This is a genomic window from Streptomyces pseudovenezuelae, from assembly GCF_001513955.1.
In the GTDB taxonomy this organism is placed as follows: Bacteria; Actinomycetota; Actinomycetes; order Streptomycetales; family Streptomycetaceae; genus Streptomyces; species Streptomyces pseudovenezuelae.
Genome location: NZ_KQ948149.1, coordinates 374749 through 394076 on the forward strand (window position 1 = coordinate 374749; position 19328 = coordinate 394076).

The following is a 19328-nucleotide window of genomic DNA, read 5'->3' on the forward strand; positions in this document are numbered from 1 at the left end:
GGCCGGCCGCCGCGCTCCTGGCTTCACCCCCCCGCCGCTTCATCGACGAAGCGATTCGACTGCTGCTCCGCGCTGCCCGGAGCACGGCCCCGAAAGGCAAGCCCCTTGCGTACCTCCCCCTCCCTGCGGCGGAAGCTGATATCCGCCGCCGCCGTCTCCGCGGCCCTTCTCTCCGTCGGAACGGCCTCCGTCGCCGTCGCCCAGGACACCCCCGCCCAGCAGGCCGCCGTCCCGGCCGCGCTCACCGAGGCCGCTCCCGGCGTCCAGGCCGAGCGCCTCATCGTCGGCTACAAGTCGGGCGCCGCCGAGGCCACGTCGAACAAGGCCGCCGAGGCCGACGCCGCGGCCAAGGACGCCGACTTCCAGCGCAGACTCGGCACCGGGGCCGCCCTCGTCGACCTGGGCGCGGCCCCCAGCAAGGCCGAAGTCGCCGACGCCGTGGCCGAGTTCAAGGCGGACCCGCAGGTCGCCTACGTCGTGCCGGACCGCCTCAACAAGCCGCAGGCCGACCCGAACGACACCGAGTACGCCAAGCAGTGGGACCTGTACGAGTCCACGGCCGGCATGAACGTGCCGGGCGCCTGGCCGACGTCGACCGGCAGCGGTGTCACCGTCGCCGTCATCGACACCGGCTACGTCACCCACTCCGACCTCGCCGCGAACATCGTCGGCGGCTACGACTTCATCTCCGACACCGCGGTCTCCGTCGACGGCGACGGCCGTGACAGCAACCCGGCCGACCCCGGCGACTACTACGCGGCCAACGAGTGCGGCTCGGGCATCCCCGCCTCCAGCTCCTCCTGGCACGGCACGCACGTCGCCGGCACCATCGCCGCGGTCACGAACAACGGCAAGGGCGTCGCGGGCATCGCGTACGGCGCGAAGATCTCCCCGGTGCGCGTCCTCGGCAAGTGCGGCGGCTACGACTCCGACATCATCGACGCCATCACCTGGGCGTCCGGCGGCACCGTCTCCGGCGTGCCCGCCAACACCAACGTCGCCAAGGTCATCAACATGAGCCTCGGCGGCGACGGCGCCTGCACCTCGGCGACCCAGACCGCCATCAACAACGCCGTCGGCCGCGGTACGACCGTCGTCGTGGCCGCCGGCAACGACAACGAGAACGTCTCCGGCCACTCGCCCGGCAACTGCAACAACATCATCTCGGTCGCCGCGACCAACCGCTCCGGCGCCAAGGCCTCGTACTCCAACTACGGCTCCCTCGTGGACATCTCGGCGCCCGGCGGCCAGACCAGCACCGGTACCGCCAACGGCATCCTGTCCACGCTCAACTCCGGTGCCTCGACGCCGTCTTCGGAGTCGTACGCCTACTACCAGGGCACCAGCATGGCCACCCCGCACATCGCGGGCCTGGTCGCGCTGGTGAAGTCGGCGAACCCGGCGCTGACCCCGGGGCAGATCGAGACCGCCATCAAGAACAACGCCCGTCCGCTGCCGGGCGCCTGCTCCGGCGGCTGCGGCGCGGGCCTCGCGGACGCGGCGAAGACCGTGGCGGCCGTGAGCGGCGGCGGTACGACGACGGGGACGACCTTCTCCAGCAGCACCGCCGTCGCCATCCCGGACAACGGCTCCGCGATCGAGTCCTCCCTCGCGGTCAGCGGCCGCAGCGGCAACGCCCCCTCGGCCCTCCAGGTCGGCGTCGACATCACCCACACCTACCGCGGTGACCTGGTGATCGGCCTCGTCGCCCCGGACGGCACGGTGTACAGCCTGAAGGCAGCGAGCTCCTCCGACTCCGCGGACAACGTCAACACCACCTACACCGTCAACGCCTCCTCCGAGACGGCCAACGGCACCTGGAAGCTCCGCGTCCAGGACACGGCGTCGCAGGACACCGGCACGCTCAACGGCTGGAAGCTCACCTTCTGAGCGAGCTCCTGCGAACAGATGGGCCGGCCGGTGCGGATGGGGCACCGGCCGGCCCATCCGCGTGCGGTCCGTGACCCGGCCCGCCCCCGATCACGCCTCCGCGCCCACCAGCTCACCGCTCTCGACGGACGCCAGCACCCGGGTCCCGCGGTCGGGCCGGCTGTCGAGGCCGACCAGCACCCCCGGCACCGCGACGCTCGGCAGCATATGGGCCCACATCACGGAGATCCGGTGTCCGAGATCCTCCCGCCCGTGCAGCGCCCGTGACATCAACTGCACCCCGGCGAACGCCCCGACCAGCAGATCCGCCGTGTCCCGCGGCTCGACCGTCGGCAACAACTCGCCCTGCTCCCGGGCCTCTTGCAGCAGTGCCGCCAGATGCTCGCTCCACTGCCGGAACGGTCCCGTGTGATCCACACCGGGCGGCGCGCACTGGTCCACCGTCAGCCGCACGCTCCCCTTCAGCAGGGAGTTGGTCCGCAGCCGCTGCCCGAAGACGAACGTCATGTCGACGATCTCCTGCAGCTTGCACGGATGCGGCGGCACGGCCCCCAGCGACAACTGCTCGTCGAGCACCGCCTGGGCCAGGCACTCCTTGGAGGGGAAGTGGAAGTACAGGGCACCTTTGGTGACTTCGGCCCGCTCCAGCACCATCGCGATGGTGCTCGCGGCGTACCCGTGCTCGTCGAAGACGGCGCCCGCGGCCTCCACGATCGTCCTGCGTGTCCTGATGGCGCGCTCCTGTCTCGCCATAAGAACCCCTCCCATGCGCCGAGTTCGGATCTCGTCCGGTCTCGATCAGGTCACATTGAAAACAGACCGGAATCCCTCGTACTCTATCGCTCACCGGCACGGGCACCTCACCGTCCGTCATCGCTTCGGAGGAACGAGGGGGAGACATGCCAGAGTTACGGCAGTTCGCGCAGGCCCGGCCCGGTTCCGGGCCCCTGACGGCGACCGTACCCCGGGAGTACGTGCACCGGGTGGCGGTCGCGGAGATCCTCCTCACCGGCTGGTCCAGGACCGGCGCGGACCGGTTCACCATCACCGCCCAGTGGCCGCGCGCCCATCAGTTACACGTGTCCCCGGACCGCTCGGCGTACGAGCCGCTACTGGTTGCAGAAACGGTCCGTCAGTGCGGGGCGCTGCTCGCCCACGCGGAGTACGAGGTCCCGCTCGGCCACCAGTTCGTCCTCCAGGAGCTGAGCGTCGACACCCGCCCGGAGCATCTGGCCGTCGGCGCCGCGCCCGCCGAACCCGTCATCGACATCACCGTGGCGGAGGTCCGCCGCCGCGCCGGCCGCCCGACGGCACTGCGCTACGACGCCGCCGTACGGCTGGGCGGCGAGCGGGTCGCGACCGGCCGCATAGCCGTGAGCTGGACGAACGAGTCCGTCTACCGCCGACTGCGCGGGGGGCGCACCGCCGACGTCGGTGCCCTGCGACTGCCGCGTCCGCTGCCGCCGCTTCCCGCCGACACGGTCGGCCGGGCCCTCGCCGCCGACGTCCTGCTCTCGCCCGACGCCCGCCCCGGCCGCTGGCGGCTCCGCGTCGATACCGCTCATCCTGTTTTCTTCGACCATCCCCTGGACCACATCCCCGGCATGCTCCTGCTGGAGGCCGCCCGCCAGACCGTACGGGCGCACGGAGGGCAGGAGCGGCTGGTGCCGGTGTCGTTCCATGCCACGTTTCACCAGTACGCGGAGCTCGACAGACCGGTCTGGACGGAAGTGAGCGGGCAGGACGGCACCGACGTACAAGTCATCGCGCTGCAAGGGGAGTCGATGGTCTTCGAGTGCTTGGTGGGCGCCGTCGCAGGGTGAGATATCGTGTACAGGGAGTAAGAAACAAACGGCATGACCCGTTCTTTTCCGTACCAGGAGTGTGCAGTCGATGCCGAGGCAGTTACGCGCTGAACAGACCCGAGCGACGATCATCACCGCCGCCGCCGATCTGTTCGACCGTCGCGGCTATGAATCGACCAGTCTCAGCGACATCGTCGCGCACGCCCAAGTCACCAAAGGCGCGCTCTACTTCCACTTCGCGGCGAAGGACGACCTGGCGCACGCGATCATGGAGATCCAGTCACGGGCCTCGCGGCAGCTGGCGGGGGACGTGGACGCCCGCGGCTACACCTCGCTGGAGGCACTGGTCCGCGTCACCTTCGGGATAGCCCGCCTGTCGGTCGAGGGGCCGGTGCTCCGGGCCGGGCTCCGGCTCGCCACCGGGGGCGTCGAGGTGCGGCCGCCGCTGCGGCACCCGTTCACGGAGTGGCTGGACCTGGCCACGGGCAAGCTGCTGGGAGCGGTCAAGGAGTCCGATCTCCACCCGGACACCGACGTCGACGCCGTGGCGCACTCGCTGGTCTGCTTCTTCGTCGGGACACGCGTGGTGGGACGGCATCTGGAGCCGGTGGGACGTCAGCCGCGCCGGCTCGCCGAGATGTGGCACGTCATGATCCGGGGGCTGGTGCCGGTGCCTCGACGGGCGCGGTACCTGACGCTGGTCAGTCAGCTGGAGCAGGAGTCCCGCGGCGGGGGGTGAGCGCGTTCCTGCCTTCGGCCGTCACCGGGGGGCGGTACGCCGCGGCTGGTCGCGCCCGCGCGGTCTGACACAGCCCCGTGCCCCCGCAGTGGTTAAGGTCGGTCCATGTCTATCGGCGCCGCCGTCATCCTCGGCAACGACCCCGGTTCCTTTCCGCACAGCGTGCTCGCCGAACGGCATCCCGCCATCATCGGGCAGGTGCGGGAGGCGTTCCCCTACGGGCCCGAGCAGCACCGCGCACTCGACGCGCTGCACGACAGCTGCACGAAGGGTGTGATCGAGCCGCTGCCCGGCGGCGCCTGGGGCGAGTGGGGGATCGACGCCTACCTGGGGCGCTCCTGGTTCGACGTGCCGTGGCTGTGGTCCGAGAGCTACTTCTACCGGCGGCTCCTCGACGCCGTCGGCTACTTCGGGGACGGGCCCTGGCACGGCATCGACCCCTTCCGGCCCTCCAAGCTCGCCGAACTCGACTCCCCGGAGACGGACCAGGAGCTCGCGGCCCTGGACGAACTCGCCGCCCTGCCGGCCGAGGAACAGGGCGCGGCCCTGTTGCACGGGTCGTTGTGGGGGAACCGCGCCGACCTCGGGTTCCGGCTCTCGGACGGGGAGGCCGAAGGGCGGGACGCCGTACCGGATCTGGTCGCCGACGACAGCCACCGGCTGTGGGCGCTGCTCGACGGCCACGGCACCCTGTGTCTGATCGCCGACAACGCCGGACGCGAGCTCATCCCCGATCTGCTGCTCCTCACCCACCTCCTCGAACACGGCCGGATCGAGCGGGCCGTGCTGCACGTGAAGCCGTACCCCTACTACGTCTCCGACGCGACCACCGCCGACGTGGTCGACGCCATGCGCCGGCTCGTGCGGGCGCCGGGGGAGGCCGCCGGGTACGGGCGCCGGCTGTGGGAGGCCATGGCAGACGGGCGGCTCGGGGTGCGCGCGCACGCGTTCTCCTGCGCTCCGCTGCCGTACGCCGACATGCCGGACGACCTGAGCGCGGAGATCGGCGGCGCCGCGCTCACCGTCCTGAAGGGCGACCTCAACTACCGCCGTCTGGTGGGCGACCGGTGGTGGGCGCCGACCACGCCGTTCGCCGACGCGACCGGGTACTTCCCGGGTCCGGTCGCCGCCCTGCGCACCCTGAAGTCCGACGTGATCACCGGTCTCGACGAGCGTACGGAAGCCGCGCTGGTCGCGGCGGAGGGACGGCGCTGGCGGACCGGCGGGACCCACGCGCTCATCCAGGTCCGGCCCTGAGGAGCGTTATGCTGCCGACGTGCACCGGTGGGCTGCCCTACGTCCCGCCGACGGGCAGCGAAAGAGGACGTCATTGACCCCGCGGTACGTGAGCAATCCTGGGGAGCCCGTCTACGACGTGGACGCACGGCGCTACGTCGACGTCACGGACGCCCGTGACGAGGCCGACCTGCACGACGTGTTCACGGACATCTACCGCACCAACCGCTGGGGCTCCGACGAGACCCGCTCCGGACCGGGCTCCGAGCTCCAGCGCATGAAGCGGGTGATCGGCCGACTCGGCGCGCTCATCGCCGACTTGGGCGTCCGCTCGGTGCTGGACGCCCCGTGCGGGGACCTGAACTGGATGCAGCACGTCGAACTGCACGGGGCCTCCTACCTCGGCGGGGACGTCGTCGCGGAGCTCGTCGCGGCCAACCGCGCCCACCACCCCGGCCCGGGGCGGGAGTTCCAGCTGCTCGACTTCACCGCCCAGCCGGTGCCGCGGGTCGATCTCATCGTGTGCCGGGACGCCCTCGTGCACTTCTCCTACCAGCACGTGGTGGAGGCGCTGACCCGGTTCCGGGAGAGCGGCTCGCGCTATCTGCTCACCACGACCTTCTCCCGGACCGCCGCCAACACCGACATCGTCACGGGCTGGTGGCGGCCGATCAACCTCCGGCTGGCCCCCTTCGGGCTGCCCGAACCGCTGCAGGTCATCGGCGACGACGAGTCCGACGACTTCTACGACGACAAGACGCTCGCCCTGTGGGACCTCGCGCAGATCCCGGCGAGCTTCCCGGGCTACGAGCCGGTGGCCGCCGAGTCGGGATCCCTGGGCGCCTGATCCTCGGACCGCAGCCGGGCCAGCGCCTCCCGGGCGGCCAGGGTCCGTGGATGCCGTAGCCCCAGCACCTCCTCGCAGGCCGCCCGCACCTCGGTGAACTCCGCCTCGGCCGCACCGAGTTCACCCTTGAGGCAGAGCAGTCCGGCCAGGTTGTGCCGGACCGACACGGTGCCCGGGTGCCTCGGCCCCAGCGTCTCCACACAGTCCGCGAGCACCGTGCGGTACTCCGCCTCCGCCTGCTCGACGTGCCCGCGCAGATGCAGGACGTGCGCGGCACCGTGCCGTACGGACAGTGTCAGCAGATGCTGCTCGCCCAGTACGGTCCGCCGGGCCTCGTAGACCTCCCTGAACTCCTGCTCCGCGGCGGCGAGTCGGCCCTGGTCCTTGAGCAGGTCGGCGAGATTGTGGCGGACCGCGAGCGTGCCCGGGTGACGGGGGCCCAGGGTCTCCACGCAGTCCGCGAGGACCGTGCGGTACTCGGTCTCGGCCCGGTCGGTACGCCCCCGCAGATGCAGGACGTGCGCGGCACCGTGCCGTACCGAGAGGGTGAGCAGGTGCTGTTCGCCGAGCACTTCCCGGCGTGCCGCGTACACCTCCCTGAACTCCGTCTCGGCCGCCTCCAGCTGGCCCCGCTCCATCAGCAGGTCGGCCAGGTTGTGCCGGACCACCAGGGTGTGCGGGTGCATGTCGCCGAGCAGCCTGCGCCGGACCTCGAAGACCTCCCGGAACTCGGTCTCCGCGTCACCGGGCCAGCCGCGGTCGCGCAGCACGGTGGCCAGGCCGTGCCGGGCGGCCACGGTCTCGGGATGGTCCTCGCCGTAGGCGTCGGCGCGCAGGCCGAGCACGGTACGGAACTCGTGCTCGGCCTCGGCCAGGAGGCCCCGGTCGCGCAGCACGTCGGCGAAGCGGTGACGGACGCTGAGGGTGAGCGGGTGGCGCTCGCCCAGCACCTCCAGGCACATCCGCAGCGTGTCCCGCAGCTCCTCCTCGGCCTGCCGGAACATGCCGAGTTCGTGCCGCACCTGGGCGGCGTCGAACCGGGCGGCCAGGGTGTCGGGGTGGCGGTCCCCGAGGGCTTCCCGGTAGGCGCCGAGCAGCAGGCGGTACTCCTCCTCGGCCTCCGCGAGCAGCCCGCGCTGCTGGGACATCCGGGCTATGCCCTTGCGGGCGGCCAGCGTCTGCGGGGCCCGCTCACCGAGCAGGGTGCGCAAGGTGGCGTACACCGAGCGGTACTCCGCCTCCGCCTCCGCGGGCCGGCCCCGGTCGCAGAGCAGCTCCGCGAGGGCGTACCGGGCGTCGGCGCTCTCACCGGAGCCGTCGCCGAACAGCGCCCGGGTGTCCTCCAGAACGGAACGCACCAGCGTCTCGGCGGCGGCGAGCCGGCCCCGCAACTGGAGCAAGTGGGCGGCCGCGGAGCGTACTTCTAGCGCGTCGGGGTCGCGTGGACCGCACGCGAGCACCACCGGCTCGCACGCCCCGAGGACCTCCTCGGCCCGGTCCAGCCAACCCCGCCGGATCAGATGCCGGGCCCCGGCCGCCGCCGCCCGCAGCGCCCTGGAGACCAGGTCGTCCTCCGCCTCGTACGGGTCGCCGATCAGGGCCAGCGGGGCGTCGCAGTGCGGGAGCAGCAGCCGCCAGCGCGGCCAGTCGCACGGGTCGTCCTCGCTGAGCTCGGCGGTGGCGCAGACGACCAGGTCGGCGACGACGGCCGCGTACTCCTTCATGTGCTCGGCGAGGTCCCGCTGGAGCCGGCCGGCGTCCCGGACCAGGGGGTGCATCAGCAGGGTGCGCGTGTGGTCGTCGCCGCCGCGCGGGGTGTGCAGCTCGACCAGGCCGAAGTCGGCGAGCGAGGTGAGCGCGGTGTACAGCTCCTGGGGTGTGACACCGGGCAGCACCGAGGAGTCCGCCAGCCGGTCGGGGCGCAACAGGCCGACCAACGGCACCGGGGCCTCGCCCAGACAGCACAACAGCCGCATCAGCGGCCGGGCCTGGACGATGCCCCGCCGCTCCAGGAGGTCCAGCGACAGCTCCCAGGTGCCGGTCACCGGGACCGAGTAGTTGCTGCCCTGCCGCCCGGGCGGGCGCTCGTCGAGGAGTTCGGTGAAACGCTCGTCGAGGGCCACGCGGTAGTCGGCGTACGTCCGTACGGTCGTCGTGCCCGGCCAGGCGGGGAACGCCGAGGCCGCCGCGAGATGCGAGCCCGCGATGCGCAGTGCCAGCGGCAGCCCGCCGAGCCGCCGGGTCAGCAGCCGCGCGTCCTCACGGGAACCGGCCCGCTCCCCGGCGAGGTCCCACAGCACCTCGGTGGCGTCGTCCTCCTCCAGGGCGTCGACCGAGTGCAGCGTGGCCCACGGCCCCCAGGTCCTCGGGCTGCTGTCCCGGCTGGTGATCAGCACCAGGCCGGGCAGCTCCGCGGCGGGCCGGATCCAGCCCCTGCCCTCCGCCAACCGGCCGTAGGGCGCCAGGTGTTCGGGCTCGTCGGCGTTGTCCACCACCAGCAGCCACGGGCTCGCGGTGTCGCACAGCCGCCGCCACAGCAGGTCGGTCGCACTCGAACGCCCCGACCACGCACGGTCGATGAGGTCCGCGGGCGTGCCCAGCGCCGCCACCACCTCGCGCATCCCCTCGCTCAGCGTGGCAGGGTTCTTCGCCGTCACCCACCACACGTCGACGTTCAGCGCGGCGGCGTAGGCGGCGATCTCCAGGGCGACCGTCGTCTTCCCGCTGCCGCCCATGCCGTGCAGCACCTGCACACCCGAAGTCGGCTTGCCCACCAGCTGTTTGAGCGTGTCCAGGAGCGACTCACGGCCCCGCACCCGGCGGTCGAGCCGGCCCAGCGGAGGCGCCACGGTCAGCGCACCCGGGGCACGGACCGGCTCCAGCGCCGCCGGGGCCTGCTGGACCTGGATGAGGACCGGGCGCGCGAGGCCGGAGAACTCCTGGACGAACTCGGCCAGCAGACCGGACAGATCGGGATTGCGGGCCAGCAGACCGCGCAGGGTGGTGTCCCACTCCTGGCGCTGCTCCCGCAGCATGATCTCCTGCCGGGCCGGCGGTGCCGCGTCGAGCGCCGCCCGTGCCCGGTCCAGCCGCTCGACGTCCTCCCGCCGTAAGAACCGCGCCATCCGCTGCCGGGCCGCCTGCCAGGCATCCGTGGTCATCAGCCCGACCATGGTGCCCGCGGCGGCTGCGGCGGTCTGGGTGAACAACTCTGCCCCGAACATCGAGGACCCCCTGTCGGCACACACCTCGACGGCTACGTCCGAACCCCTCTCCCGTCTTCAGGTTCTCATGTCATGTGGCCTCGAAGGGACTTGATCCGGTCGCGAAGTCCGGCACGGGCCGCCCGGGCGCCCCGGCGACCCGCGGCGCGCGCGGTGTGCACGGTGCCGCACGTCGGAGGACCCGCAGCTGAGCCGTGCCGAGCAGTCACCCAGGGGAGGTGGCCACCCGGGCTCGCGGCAGCGTCTACTTCCCGCCCCCGGACCGCATCGCGCGCCATGTCCACGAGCTGTGGTACGACGGGCCCGTCCGGCATCTCTTCCTCAGCCGGGCCGCCGTGGACGACATCCTGCCCAGCCTCGGCCGGATGGCGGCCGGGTTCACGCTGGCGGCCGTCGCCGGGATCGTGCTGGGTGTCGTGGTGGGCCGGTCGCGGTGGGTGTACGCGCTGGCCGACCCCGTCCTCCAGTTCGCCCGGGCCGTGCCGCCTCCCGCCCTGGTCCCCGTCTTCGTCGTGGTCTTCGCCTTCGGCACCCCGATGCAGATCGCCTCGATCGCCTTCAGCGCCGTGTGGCCGGTGCTGATCAACACCGCGGCCGGTGTCCGCAACACCGACCCGCTGCGCCTCGACGTCGCCGCGGTCCTGCGCCTGAACACCGCCGAACGCCTGTGGTTCCTCGTCCTGCCCTCCGCCCTGCCCCGCATCTTCGCCGGGCTGCGGCTGAGCCTTTCGCTCTCCCTCATCCTCATGGTGTTCGTGACAGCCGCCGCTGAGCTCCGGGCGCCCGAACTCCGGCCCCGCCAACCGGACGTCACAAGTCCGCCCGCGAACTCCCGCGTTCAGCCCGGAGTTCACGCGATGGTGTGATCATGTGTGCCGGGGCGGATGCCTGCGGAGTGCCCTGGGTAGGGCCCGGCTCATGACGCAGCAGCCCTTCGAACTCCCGCACTTCTACATGCCGTATCCCGCGCGGCTCAACCCGCACGTCGACGAGGCGCGCGCCCACTCGACCGTGTGGGCGCGCGAGATGGGCATGCTGGAGGGGTCCGGGATCTGGGAGCAGTCCGACCTCGACGCGCACGACTACGGCCTGCTCTGCGCCTACACACACCCCGACTGCGATGGCCCCGCCCTCTCGCTCATCACCGACTGGTACGTGTGGGTGTTCTTCTTCGACGACCACTTCCTGGAGACCTTCAAGCGCACGCAGGACCGCGCGGGCGGCAAGGCCTATCTCGACCGGTTGCCCCTGTTCATGCCGATGGACCTGTCGACCCCGATGCCCGAGCCGGAGAACCCGGTCGAGGCGGGCCTCGCCGATCTGTGGACGCGGACCGTGCCGTCGATGTCCGTCGACTGGCGCCGCCGTTTCGCCGTCGCCACCGAGCATCTGCTCAACGAGTCCCTGTGGGAGCTGTCCAACATCAACGAGGGGCGGATCGCCAACCCCGTCGAGTACATCGAGATGCGCCGCAAGGTCGGCGGCGCCCCCTGGTCGGCCGGCCTGGTGGAGTACGCGACGGCCGAAGTGCCGGCGGCGGTCGCCGGGTCACGACCGCTGCGCGTCCTGATGGAGACCTTCTCCGACGCCGTCCACCTGCGCAACGACCTGTTCTCCTACCAGCGCGAGGTCGAGGACGAGGGCGAACTCAGCAACGGCGTCCTGGTCCTGGAGACCTTCTTCGGCTGCACCACCCAGGAGGCCGCCGACACCGTCAACGACGTCCTCACCTCCCGCCTCCACCAGTTCGAGCACACCGCCCTCACCGAGGTCCCCGCGATCGCCCTGGAGCACGCGCTGTCCCCGGCCGAGGTGACCGCCGTCGCCCGGTACACACAGGGCCTCCAGGACTGGCAGTCCGGCGGCCACGAATGGCACATGCGCTCCAGCCGCTACATGAACGCCCGCGCCGACACCACCTCCCCCTGGCAGGCCCTGACCGGTCGTGGCACCTCGGCCGCCGATGTCGGCGCCCTGCTCGCCTCGGCCGGCGCCGAGCGGCTGCGCGCCCACACCCATGTGCCGTTCCAGAAGGTCGGGCCGTCCCTGCTGCCCGACTTCTACATGCCGTTCCCGAACGAACTCAGCCCGCACCTGCCGGGTGCCCGCCCCCGCCTGGCCGAGTGGGCGCACCGCATGGGCATGCTCCAGGAGGGCGTCTGGGACGAGGACAAGCTCGCCGCGGCCGACCTCCCGCTGTGCTCGGCGGGCATCGACCCGGACGCGAGCCCCGAGGCCCTGGACCTGAGCGCGCACTGGCTGGCCTGGGGGACGTACGGCGACGACTACTACCCTCTCGTCTACGGAGGCCGCCGCGACCTCGCCGCCGCCCGCGTGACCACACAGCGGCTGTCGGACTGCATGCCCCTGGACGGCGAGCAGACCCTCGTCCCCGTCAACGCCATGGAACGCGGCCTGATCGACCTGTGGACCCGCACCACGGCGGAGATGACCCCCGACCAGCGGCGCACGCTCAAGGACTCCGTGAACGTGATGACCGAGAGCTGGCTCTGGGAGCTGGCCAACCAGATCCAGCACCGCGTCCCCGACCCGGTCGACTACCTGGAGATGCGGCGCGCCACCTTCGGCTCCGACCTCACCATGAGCATGTGCCGTATGGGCCACGGCCCCGCCGTCCCGCCGGAGGTCTACCGCAGCGGACCCGTGCGCTCCCTGGAGAACGCAGCGGTCGACTACGCCTGCCTGCTCAACGACGTCTTCTCCTACCAGAAGGAGATCGAGTACGAGGGCGAGGTCCACAACTCGATCCTCGTCGTGCAGAACTTCTTCGGCATCGACTACCCGGCCGCGCTGCGTGTCGTCCACGACCTGATGACCCAGCGCATGCAGCAGTTCGAGCATGTCGCCGCGCACGAACTGCCCGTCGTCTACGACGACTTCGAGCTCTCGGAGGAGGCGCGCGAGGTCATGCGGGGCTATGTGACCGACCTCCAGCACTGGATGGCGGGCATCCTGCACTGGCATCGCACGGTCGACCGCTACAAGGCCGAGCACCTGGCCCGCCGCACCCACGGCTTCCTCCCGGACCGTCCGCCCGCCTTTCCCCTGGCGGTCTGACCCGACGGCCGAGACACCGCCGTCCGGCGGGCCAGGAAGGCGTGCTCTGCGCGGGGCCCGGCGCGGGGAACGCTTGGTTCCGCGCGGCCGTGCGGCGTGCCCGCGGCAGCGGCTCCGCCGTGTCCGCTCCGGGCCGGAGGAGCAGCCCGGACCGTGACCGGTGGCCACACCGGCTGACACGCTCCGCGCGGGGTGCGTCGTACGACCTGACGCGCCCCGCGCCCGCCCTGCTCCACCGTCTCTGCCGAGCGTGACCCTGCCCGTTCCTGACCCCCCGTCAGTCTCACTCGTTCGTGGCTCGTCGCGCGCCCATGTGCCGGGTAGACACCAGCCGGTGGTGATCCAGCCGGAGGCGAACCATGGAACAGACAGCGTTGCGTCCCAAGCCGATGCCAGGTCAGGAGCCCGGCGGCGGCAGGAGGACCGGGCCCGCCCGGCGCCCGCACGCCGCGCGCCGGCGCGGGCGACGGCTCACGACCCTCCTGTTCGGCCTGTTCGTCGCGGCCGTCCTGGTGCTGTCGGGGGTGGGTCTCGGGACGATGGGCGCCACGGTGATCGGCATGAGCAGACTGGCCGAACTCCGCCGGCAGGCGCTGCCTCACCTGGGCGGCCCGTCCGCCTCGGCGCACCAGGGCACCGCCCCGTCGTCCGCGGGGCCGACGATCACCCCCTCGCCCGTGCCCGTCGTCGCGACCCTCGGCCTGGAGGTCGTGGACGCCGAGAAGGCGGGCGCGCTGGTGGTCGGTGTCCACGTACCCGGCCCGGGCTGCACGGCGGGCCTGGTCCGCGGTGACGTACTCCTCGCCTTCGGCCGGACCCGCGTCGACACGGCCGGCGACCTCGCGCGGGCCGTCGCGGACGCCCGAGCCGGCCGCGAGGTCGTACTGACGGTCCGGCACCGCAGCGGCGGCTACCAGCAGCTGACGGCCGTGCCGGGAGTCGTCACCTGAGCGATGCGCGGGGGCCGGTGCTCAGGTGACCACCCGGAAGTGTGTGGTGAGCCGTCCCTCGTCGTCCAGGATGTGGAAGGCCAGCCCCACCGGCGCGTCCCGGTCGGCGATCTGTTCGCCCTCCCAGGGCAGCCGCAGCGTCCAGGTCACCCCGGGTCCGACGACCAGGGGCCGCCCGGCGAACACGGTCGCCGCGGGCGTGTGCGCGTGACCGGTGATCAGACCGGCGATCTCGGGCCGCCGCTCCAGCAGCGCGGCCAGCCGCCCGGGCCCGTCCAGCCGGTAGGAGTCGGGCAGCGGGTGGTGCAGCGCCACCGGTGGATGGTGGAAGGCCAGCAGCACCGGAAGATTCCCGCCCAGTTCGTCGAGCGTCGCCTCGATCCAGTCGTACGTCTCCTCGTCCAGCGCCCCTTCGTCGCTTCCCGGAATGCTGGAATCGCACATCAGTACCGCACCGCCGTCGAGGACCCGCACCTCGTTCACCGGCCCGTCGGCCGCGGGCCGCCGCAACAGGGCCTTGCGGTACGGGGCGCGGCTGTCGTGGTTGCCGGGGCAGGTGAGCACCGGGAACGGCCGGTCCTCCTCGTGCAGTCCCAGGATCCGCGCCGCCTCCTCGTACTCCGCCTCGGCGCCGTGATCGGCGATGTCCCCCGTCACCAGCAGGGCGTCCACCGGCCCGGGCAACCGCCACAGCCGGTCGCGCACCCGCTCGGCGCGCTCCGTCGCCCGTGCGGTCCCGTCGAGATGCAGATCGCTGATGTGTGCGAGCACAAGCACGCCGTACCCCCGTCATCTAATGGTTGAGGTCGATCCAAGCATTAAGAATCGGATCCGATCAAGATGTTCTCGTCGGCCAGGACGGAAAACCAGGTCTCCTCTCCGGCGGTGTGCCGCTCCTGCCGGGCGTCCGCATGGCACGCGGACAGCCGGTGCCCGCCCGGCGCCCCGACCGGTCCGTGCGAAAGACGTGTCGACCGGCTCGCGCGCCCCTCGCCGTCCGGGCAGGATGCTGCCCAAGACCGTCACCGTCCAGGGAGGCCCCGATGACCGGCACCGCAGCGCCCTTCGCCGCCGACGACTACAGGGCCCGCATGGAGCGCGCGGCACGGTCGGCCGCCGAGGCCGGGCTCGCCGGACTCCTCGTGGCCCCCGGCCCGGACCTGGTGTGGCTCACCGGCTACGCGCCCACCGCCGTCACCGAGCGGCTCACGCTGCTGGTCCTCGCCCCCGGACAGGACCCCGTCCTCGTCGTGCCCACCCTGGAGGCCCCGGACGCCGCCAAGGCCACCGGCGCCGACGCCCTGACCCTGCGGGACTGGACCGACGGCAAGGACCCCTACGCCGCCACCGCCGCCCTCCTGGACGCCGGCGGCCGGTTCGGCATCAGTGACAACGCCTGGGCGATGCACCTGCTGGGCCTCCAGAAGGCTCTGCCCGGCACCTCGTACGCCTCCCTCACCGACGCCCTGCCGATGCTCCGCGCCGTCAAGGACGCGGCGGAGCTGGAGCTGCTGGCGGCCGCCGGAGCGGCCGCCGACGCGACGTTCGAAGAGATCCGCAAGGTCCCCTTCGGCGGCCGCAGGGAGTCGGAGGTGGCCGCCGACCTGGCCGGTCTGCTGCGTCGCTTCGGTCACTCCCAGGTCGACTTCACCATCGTCGCCTCCGGACCGAACGGCGCCAACCCGCACCACGAGGTCGGGGACCGTGTCATCGAACGCGGCGACATGGTCGTCCTCGACTTCGGCGGCCTCAAGGACGGCTACGGCTCCGACACCTCCCGCACGGTCCACGTCGGCGAACCCACCGACGAGGAACGCCGGGTGCACGACCTCGTACGCGCGGCGCAGGAGGCGGGTTTCCGGGCGGTGCGCCCCGGCGTGCCCTGCCAGGAGGTCGACCGGGCCGCCCGCGCGGTCATCGCCGACGCCGGGTACGGCGAGTACTTCATCCACCGCACCGGGCACGGCATCGGCGTCACCACCCACGAACCGCCGTACATGATCGAGGGCGAGGAGCAGCCCCTCGTCCCGGGCATGTGCTTCTCCGTGGAACCCGGCGTCTATCTGCCGGGCCGTTTCGGGGTACGCATCGAGGACATCGTCACGGTCACCGAGGTCGGCGGCCGCAGGCTGAACGACACGACCCGCGAGATGGTCATAGTGGACTGACCGAGCACCCAGGAGCCCTCCACCCCTCGAACGACTACGGCGCGACATGACCCAGGCACCGACACCCACCGCGGACACGGTCCGCAGACTGGTCCGTTCCCTGCTCAAGGACCCCACGCCCGACTCCGGCGGGCCCGAGGTCCGGCCCGTCGCCGAGGGCGGGCACTTCACCTGGTGGATCGGCACCCGCCATGTCCTGCGCCTGGCCGGCGACCGCGAGGCCTCCCTCCGCGGACGCCGTGAACTCCGGCTGCGCGACCTGGTCCGCCCGCACCTGCCCGTCGCGGTGCCGACCGGCGTGGCACAGGGCGAGTGGGCGCCCGGGCTGGCCTACACCCTCGACACCCTGGTGCCCGGCGGCTCGGCGGAGGAGCACGACGTGTCCGCCGTCGGCGAGGCCGACCTGGCCGGCCTGCTCACCGGGCTGCGCGAGGTGCCGGTACGGCAGGCCGAGGCGCTCGGCGTCCCCCGCGTCGCCCCGCGCTCCCTGGAGGCGCTGCGCCGGGAGGCCGGCCGGGCCGCCGAACTCCTCCGCGCGGCCGACGAGTTCGACCCGGTCCCGCTCCAGCAGCTCACCTCGGCCGCGGCGGTCCAGCTCGCCGCGCAGCCCGGCAGCGCGGTCCTCGTGCACCACGCCCTGACCGGCGACCACCTGGTGATCAGCGCCGACGGCCGGGTGCGCGGCGTCCTCGACTGGACCGGCACGGTCGTCGGCGACCCCGCCGAGGACATCGCGGGCCTCGCGCTGGCCGTGGGGTCGCCCGCCGCCGTCCGTGCCGCCACCCTCGCCGGGTACGGGGCCCGGCCGTGCCTGCGCGGACTGTGGCTGGCCCGCTGCGACACCATGATCCGCCTCGCGGCGGGCCTGGACGGACGGGCCGCCGAACCCCTGCCTCTCCTGCGCACCCGGCTGCGGCGGGCCTGGGAGGCGATCCTGCTGGAACGCGTCACCGAGCTGCGGGACGAGGAGACGGACGACGCGGAGTTGTAGACGCGGGGTCGTAGGCGTCCCCACCCGGTCTTTTCCACCCTGCTTCCACCCCCGGGTCGAGGCGCGGGACCGTGCCGGAGCCGGACAGTCGAGGCATGACGATCTCCGACTGGCTCATCGACGTGGCGCTTGTCCTCGTGGTCCTCCGGCAGCTGCGGGAGGAGAGGCTGACGCCGCGCACGGTCCTGCTGCCCCTGGCGCTGATCGGCTGGGCGGCGACCGCCTACCTGCACGACATCCCCACGGCGGGCAACGACCTCGTGCTGATCGGCGCGTTCGCCGCGACCGGCGTCGCCTTCGGTCTGGCCGGCGGCCTGGTCACCCGGGTCCGGCACGCGGACGGGCACATACGGGTCAGGGCCACCCCGGTCGCGGCGGCGCTGTGGGTGATCAGCATGGGCTTCCGCCTCGGTTTCGCCGTCTGGTCCTCACACCCCTCGGGCGCCGCGCACATGGCCCGTTTCTCCGTCGACCACGACATCACCGGCGAGCAGGCGTGGGTCGCCGCCCTGGTCCTCATGGCCTTCGGCGAGGTCGTCGTCCGTCTTGCGCTCATCGTCGTGCGCGGCAGCATCCTGCGGGCGCGCCTCGGCCGGCAGGGGCGCAACGCCCTGCCGGTCACCCCATGAACCGGAGCAGCCCCGTGAGCTCACGCCTGGAGCAGCACCACGCACGACTCCCCGGGCACATGCAGCACCCCGTCCGCGCCCGGCGCCTCCACCGGCTCCCAGGCCGCCAGGACGCGGGCCTCGCGGGGCCCCAGCGGGATGGCCGCCGGCGACTTCGCCAGGTTCACCGCCACCCGGACATCCCCGCGGCGGAAGGCGAGCCAGCGCTGGTCCGCGTCGTAGGCGACCTTGGTGTCGGCGAGATCGGGATCGGTGAGGTCCGGCTGCTCGTGCCGCAACGCGAGGAGCCGGCGGTACCAGGCCAGCACACGCGCGTGCGGCTCGCGGTCGGGCTCGGACCAGTCGAGGCAGGAGCGCTCGCGGGTCGCCGGGTCCTGCGGGTCGGGCACGTCCTCCTCGGCCCAGCCGTGCTCCGCGAACTCCCGACGCCTGCCCCGGCGTACGGCCTCGGCGAGCTCGGGATCGGTGTGGTCGGTGAAGAACTGCCAGGGCGTGCTCGCCGCCCACTCCTCGCCCATGAACAGCATGGGGGTGAAGGGCGCGGTCAGCACGAGGGCCGCCGCACAGGCCACCAGGCCGGGGGAGAGGGACGCCGCCAGCCGGTCGCCCTGGGCGCGGTTGCCGACCTGGTCGTGGGTCTGGGAGTAGCCGAGCAGCCGGTGCGCGGCCACGCGCGTGCGGTCCAGTGGGCGCCCGTGGCCGCGGCCGCGGAAGCTGGAGTAGGTGCCGTCGTGGAAGTAGCCGCCGGTGAGGGTCTTGGCGAGCGAGGCCAGGGGAGCGCGGGCGAAGTCGGCGTAGTAGCCCTGGGACTCGCCGGTCAGCGCGGTGTGCAGGGCGTGATGGAAGTCGTCGTTCCACTGCGCGTGCAGCCCGAGACCGCCCTCGGCGCGGGGCGTGATGAGCCGCGGGTCGTTGAGGTCGGACTCGGCGACGAGGAACAGCGGCCGTCCCAGGTCGGCGGCGAGCGTGTCGACAGCCGTCGACAGCTCCTCCAGGAAGTGGCACGCGCGCGTGTCGGCGAGCGCGTGCACGGCGTCCAGGCGCAGTCCGTCGATCCGGTAGTCCCGCAGCCAGGAGAGCGCGCTGCCCAGCAGATACGTGCGCACCTCGTCGGAGCCGGGGGCGTCCAGGTTGATCGCGGAACCCCAGGGCGTGTGGTGCGTGTCGGTGAAGTACGGTCCGAAGGCGGGCAGGTAGTTGCCCGAGGGGCCCAGGTGGTTGTGCACCACGTCCAGGACCACCCCGAGGCCCAGTTCGTGGGCCCGGTCGACGAAGCGCTTCAGGGCCTCGGGGCCGCCGTAGGGCTCGTGCACGGCCCACAGGGAGACGCCCTCGTAGCCCCAGCCGTGCCGCCCAGGGAAGGGGCACAGCGGCATCAACTCGACGTGGGTGATGCCGAGTTCGACCAGGTGGTCGAGTCGGGCGGCGGCCGCGTCCAGGGTGCCCTCGGGCGTGTAGGTGCCCACGTGCAGCTCGTAGAGGACCGCTCCCGGTAGCGGGCGGCCCGCCCACTGCGTACGCCAGGTGTAGCGCTCGTGCTCGACGACGGCGCTGAGTCCGTCCGGCCCGTCCGGCTGACGGCGCGAGCGCGGGTCGGGAAGCACCGGGCCGTCGTCCAGCGCGAAGCCGTACCGGGTGCCGTCCCCGGCCTCCGCCTCACCCCACCACCATCCCGAGCGCTCCGGATCGCGCTCCAACGCGCGCGCGGCGCCCTCGCAATGGAGCGTCACACGGTCGGCCTGCGGTGCCCACACCTCGAACTGCACGGACG

General features: G+C 72.5%; 15 protein-coding genes. 11 read left to right on the forward strand and 4 right to left on the reverse strand.

The annotated features are described in order from the left end of the window. Positions 1 to 105 precede the first annotated feature (105 nt). A complete protein-coding gene (locus tag AQI94_RS25945) occupies positions 106 to 1890 on the forward strand; it encodes a S8 family peptidase (protein WP_031041350.1) in 1785 nt (594 codons plus the stop codon). 90 nt (positions 1891 to 1980) lie between these two features. On the opposite strand, the gene AQI94_RS25950 is transcribed toward AQI94_RS25945, so the two are convergent. Next, on the reverse strand, positions 1981 to 2643 hold the full coding sequence (locus AQI94_RS25950; protein WP_031041353.1) for a ScbR family autoregulator-binding transcription factor: 663 nt from the start codon (positions 2641 to 2643) through the stop codon (positions 1981 to 1983). 146 nt (positions 2644 to 2789) lie between these two features. On the opposite strand from AQI94_RS25950, the gene AQI94_RS25955 reads away from it, so the two are divergent. The 4 genes from AQI94_RS25955 (at position 2790) to AQI94_RS25970 (ending at position 6517) form a co-directional block, all read left to right on the forward strand. Beyond that, positions 2790 to 3713 (forward strand): ScbA/BarX family gamma-butyrolactone biosynthesis protein, encoded by a 924-nt coding sequence (locus AQI94_RS25955; protein ID WP_031041356.1) that lies wholly within the window; start codon positions 2790 to 2792, stop codon positions 3711 to 3713. A 70-nt stretch (positions 3714 to 3783) separates the two neighbouring features. Next, a complete protein-coding gene (locus AQI94_RS25960) occupies positions 3784 to 4434 on the forward strand; it encodes a ScbR family autoregulator-binding transcription factor (RefSeq protein ID WP_031041359.1) in 651 nt (216 codons plus the stop codon). A 105-nt stretch (positions 4435 to 4539) separates the two neighbouring features. Further along, a complete protein-coding gene (locus tag AQI94_RS25965; RefSeq protein ID WP_031041362.1) occupies positions 4540 to 5691 on the forward strand; it encodes a damage-control phosphatase ARMT1 family protein in 1152 nt (383 codons plus the stop codon). Between the two features lie 88 nt (positions 5692 to 5779). Beyond that, positions 5780 to 6517, forward strand: a complete 738-nt coding sequence (locus AQI94_RS25970; protein ID WP_225890261.1) for a class I SAM-dependent methyltransferase — start codon at positions 5780 to 5782, stop codon at positions 6515 to 6517. Here AQI94_RS25970 and AQI94_RS25975 read toward each other — a convergent pair. Beyond that, a complete protein-coding gene (locus AQI94_RS25975) occupies positions 6475 to 9741 on the reverse strand; it encodes a tetratricopeptide repeat protein (RefSeq protein ID WP_031041367.1) in 3267 nt (1088 codons plus the stop codon). The genes AQI94_RS25970 and AQI94_RS25975 overlap by 43 nt on opposite strands. A gap of 218 nt (positions 9742 to 9959) precedes the next feature. Between AQI94_RS25975 and AQI94_RS25980 the strand changes: the two genes are divergently transcribed. The 3 genes from AQI94_RS25980 (at position 9960) to AQI94_RS25990 (ending at position 13769) form a co-directional block, all read left to right on the forward strand. Further along, the gene (locus tag AQI94_RS25980; RefSeq protein WP_225890262.1) at positions 9960 to 10607 is read left to right on the forward strand and encodes an ABC transporter permease; all 648 of its coding nucleotides are present in this window, start codon (positions 9960 to 9962) and stop codon (positions 10605 to 10607) included. Positions 10608 to 10659: 52 nt separating this feature from the next. Then, positions 10660 to 12819 carry a germacradienol/geosmin synthase Cyc2 gene (gene cyc2, locus AQI94_RS25985; RefSeq protein WP_031041374.1) on the forward strand — a complete coding sequence of 720 codons (2160 nt, stop codon included), beginning with the start codon at positions 10660 to 10662 and terminating at the stop codon, positions 12817 to 12819. Positions 12820 to 13178: 359 nt separating this feature from the next. Further along, complete coding sequence (locus AQI94_RS25990) at positions 13179 to 13769, forward strand: PDZ domain-containing protein (RefSeq protein WP_031041377.1); 591 nt, start codon at positions 13179 to 13181, stop codon at positions 13767 to 13769. A 21-nt stretch (positions 13770 to 13790) separates the two neighbouring features. Here the strand turns inward: AQI94_RS25990 and AQI94_RS25995 are convergent, their stop codons facing one another. Continuing rightward, entirely contained in the window at positions 13791 to 14546 is a 756-nt protein-coding gene (locus AQI94_RS25995) for a metallophosphoesterase (RefSeq protein WP_031041380.1), read from the reverse strand. A gap of 266 nt (positions 14547 to 14812) precedes the next feature. Here AQI94_RS25995 and AQI94_RS26000 point away from each other — a divergent pair, with 266 nt between their 5' ends. From AQI94_RS26000 to AQI94_RS26010, 3 genes are all read left to right on the forward strand, one after another. Beyond that, positions 14813 to 15937: an aminopeptidase P family protein gene (locus AQI94_RS26000; protein WP_031041382.1), complete on the forward strand. Its 1125-nt coding sequence runs from the start codon at positions 14813 to 14815 to the stop codon at positions 15935 to 15937. Positions 15938 to 15983: 46 nt separating this feature from the next. After that, positions 15984 to 16928 (forward strand): aminoglycoside phosphotransferase family protein, encoded by a 945-nt coding sequence (locus AQI94_RS26005; RefSeq protein WP_031041385.1) that lies wholly within the window; start codon positions 15984 to 15986, stop codon positions 16926 to 16928. Positions 16929 to 17023: 95 nt separating this feature from the next. Beyond that, the gene (locus tag AQI94_RS26010) at positions 17024 to 17557 is read left to right on the forward strand and encodes a hypothetical protein (protein ID WP_031041388.1); all 534 of its coding nucleotides are present in this window, start codon (positions 17024 to 17026) and stop codon (positions 17555 to 17557) included. 20 nt (positions 17558 to 17577) lie between these two features. On the opposite strand, the gene treZ is transcribed toward AQI94_RS26010, so the two are convergent. Beyond that, a complete protein-coding gene (gene treZ, locus AQI94_RS26015; protein WP_031041393.1) occupies positions 17578 to 19323 on the reverse strand; it encodes a malto-oligosyltrehalose trehalohydrolase in 1746 nt (581 codons plus the stop codon). Positions 19324 to 19328 lie beyond the last annotated feature (5 nt).

Excerpts from the sequence above, each read along its gene's own strand:
- AQI94_RS25950 (WP_031041353.1), bottom strand. The coding sequence starts at position 2,643 with ATGGCGAGACAGGAGCGCGCCATCAGGACACGCAGGACGATCGTGGAG.
- AQI94_RS25955 (WP_031041356.1), top strand. The coding sequence starts at position 2,790 with ATGCCAGAGTTACGGCAGTTCGCGCAGGCCCGGCCCGGTTCCGGGCCC.
- AQI94_RS25960 (WP_031041359.1), top strand. The coding sequence starts at position 3,784 with ATGCCGAGGCAGTTACGCGCTGAACAGACCCGAGCGACGATCATCACC.
- AQI94_RS25965 (WP_031041362.1), top strand. The coding sequence starts at position 4,540 with ATGTCTATCGGCGCCGCCGTCATCCTCGGCAACGACCCCGGTTCCTTT.
- AQI94_RS25975 (WP_031041367.1), bottom strand. The coding sequence starts at position 9,741 with ATGTTCGGGGCAGAGTTGTTCACCCAGACCGCCGCAGCCGCCGCGGGC.
- cyc2 (WP_031041374.1), top strand. The coding sequence starts at position 10,660 with ATGACGCAGCAGCCCTTCGAACTCCCGCACTTCTACATGCCGTATCCC.
- AQI94_RS25990 (WP_031041377.1), top strand. The coding sequence starts at position 13,179 with ATGGAACAGACAGCGTTGCGTCCCAAGCCGATGCCAGGTCAGGAGCCC.
- AQI94_RS26000 (WP_031041382.1), top strand. The coding sequence starts at position 14,813 with ATGACCGGCACCGCAGCGCCCTTCGCCGCCGACGACTACAGGGCCCGC.
- AQI94_RS26005 (WP_031041385.1), top strand. The coding sequence starts at position 15,984 with ATGACCCAGGCACCGACACCCACCGCGGACACGGTCCGCAGACTGGTC.
- AQI94_RS26010 (WP_031041388.1), top strand. The coding sequence starts at position 17,024 with ATGACGATCTCCGACTGGCTCATCGACGTGGCGCTTGTCCTCGTGGTC.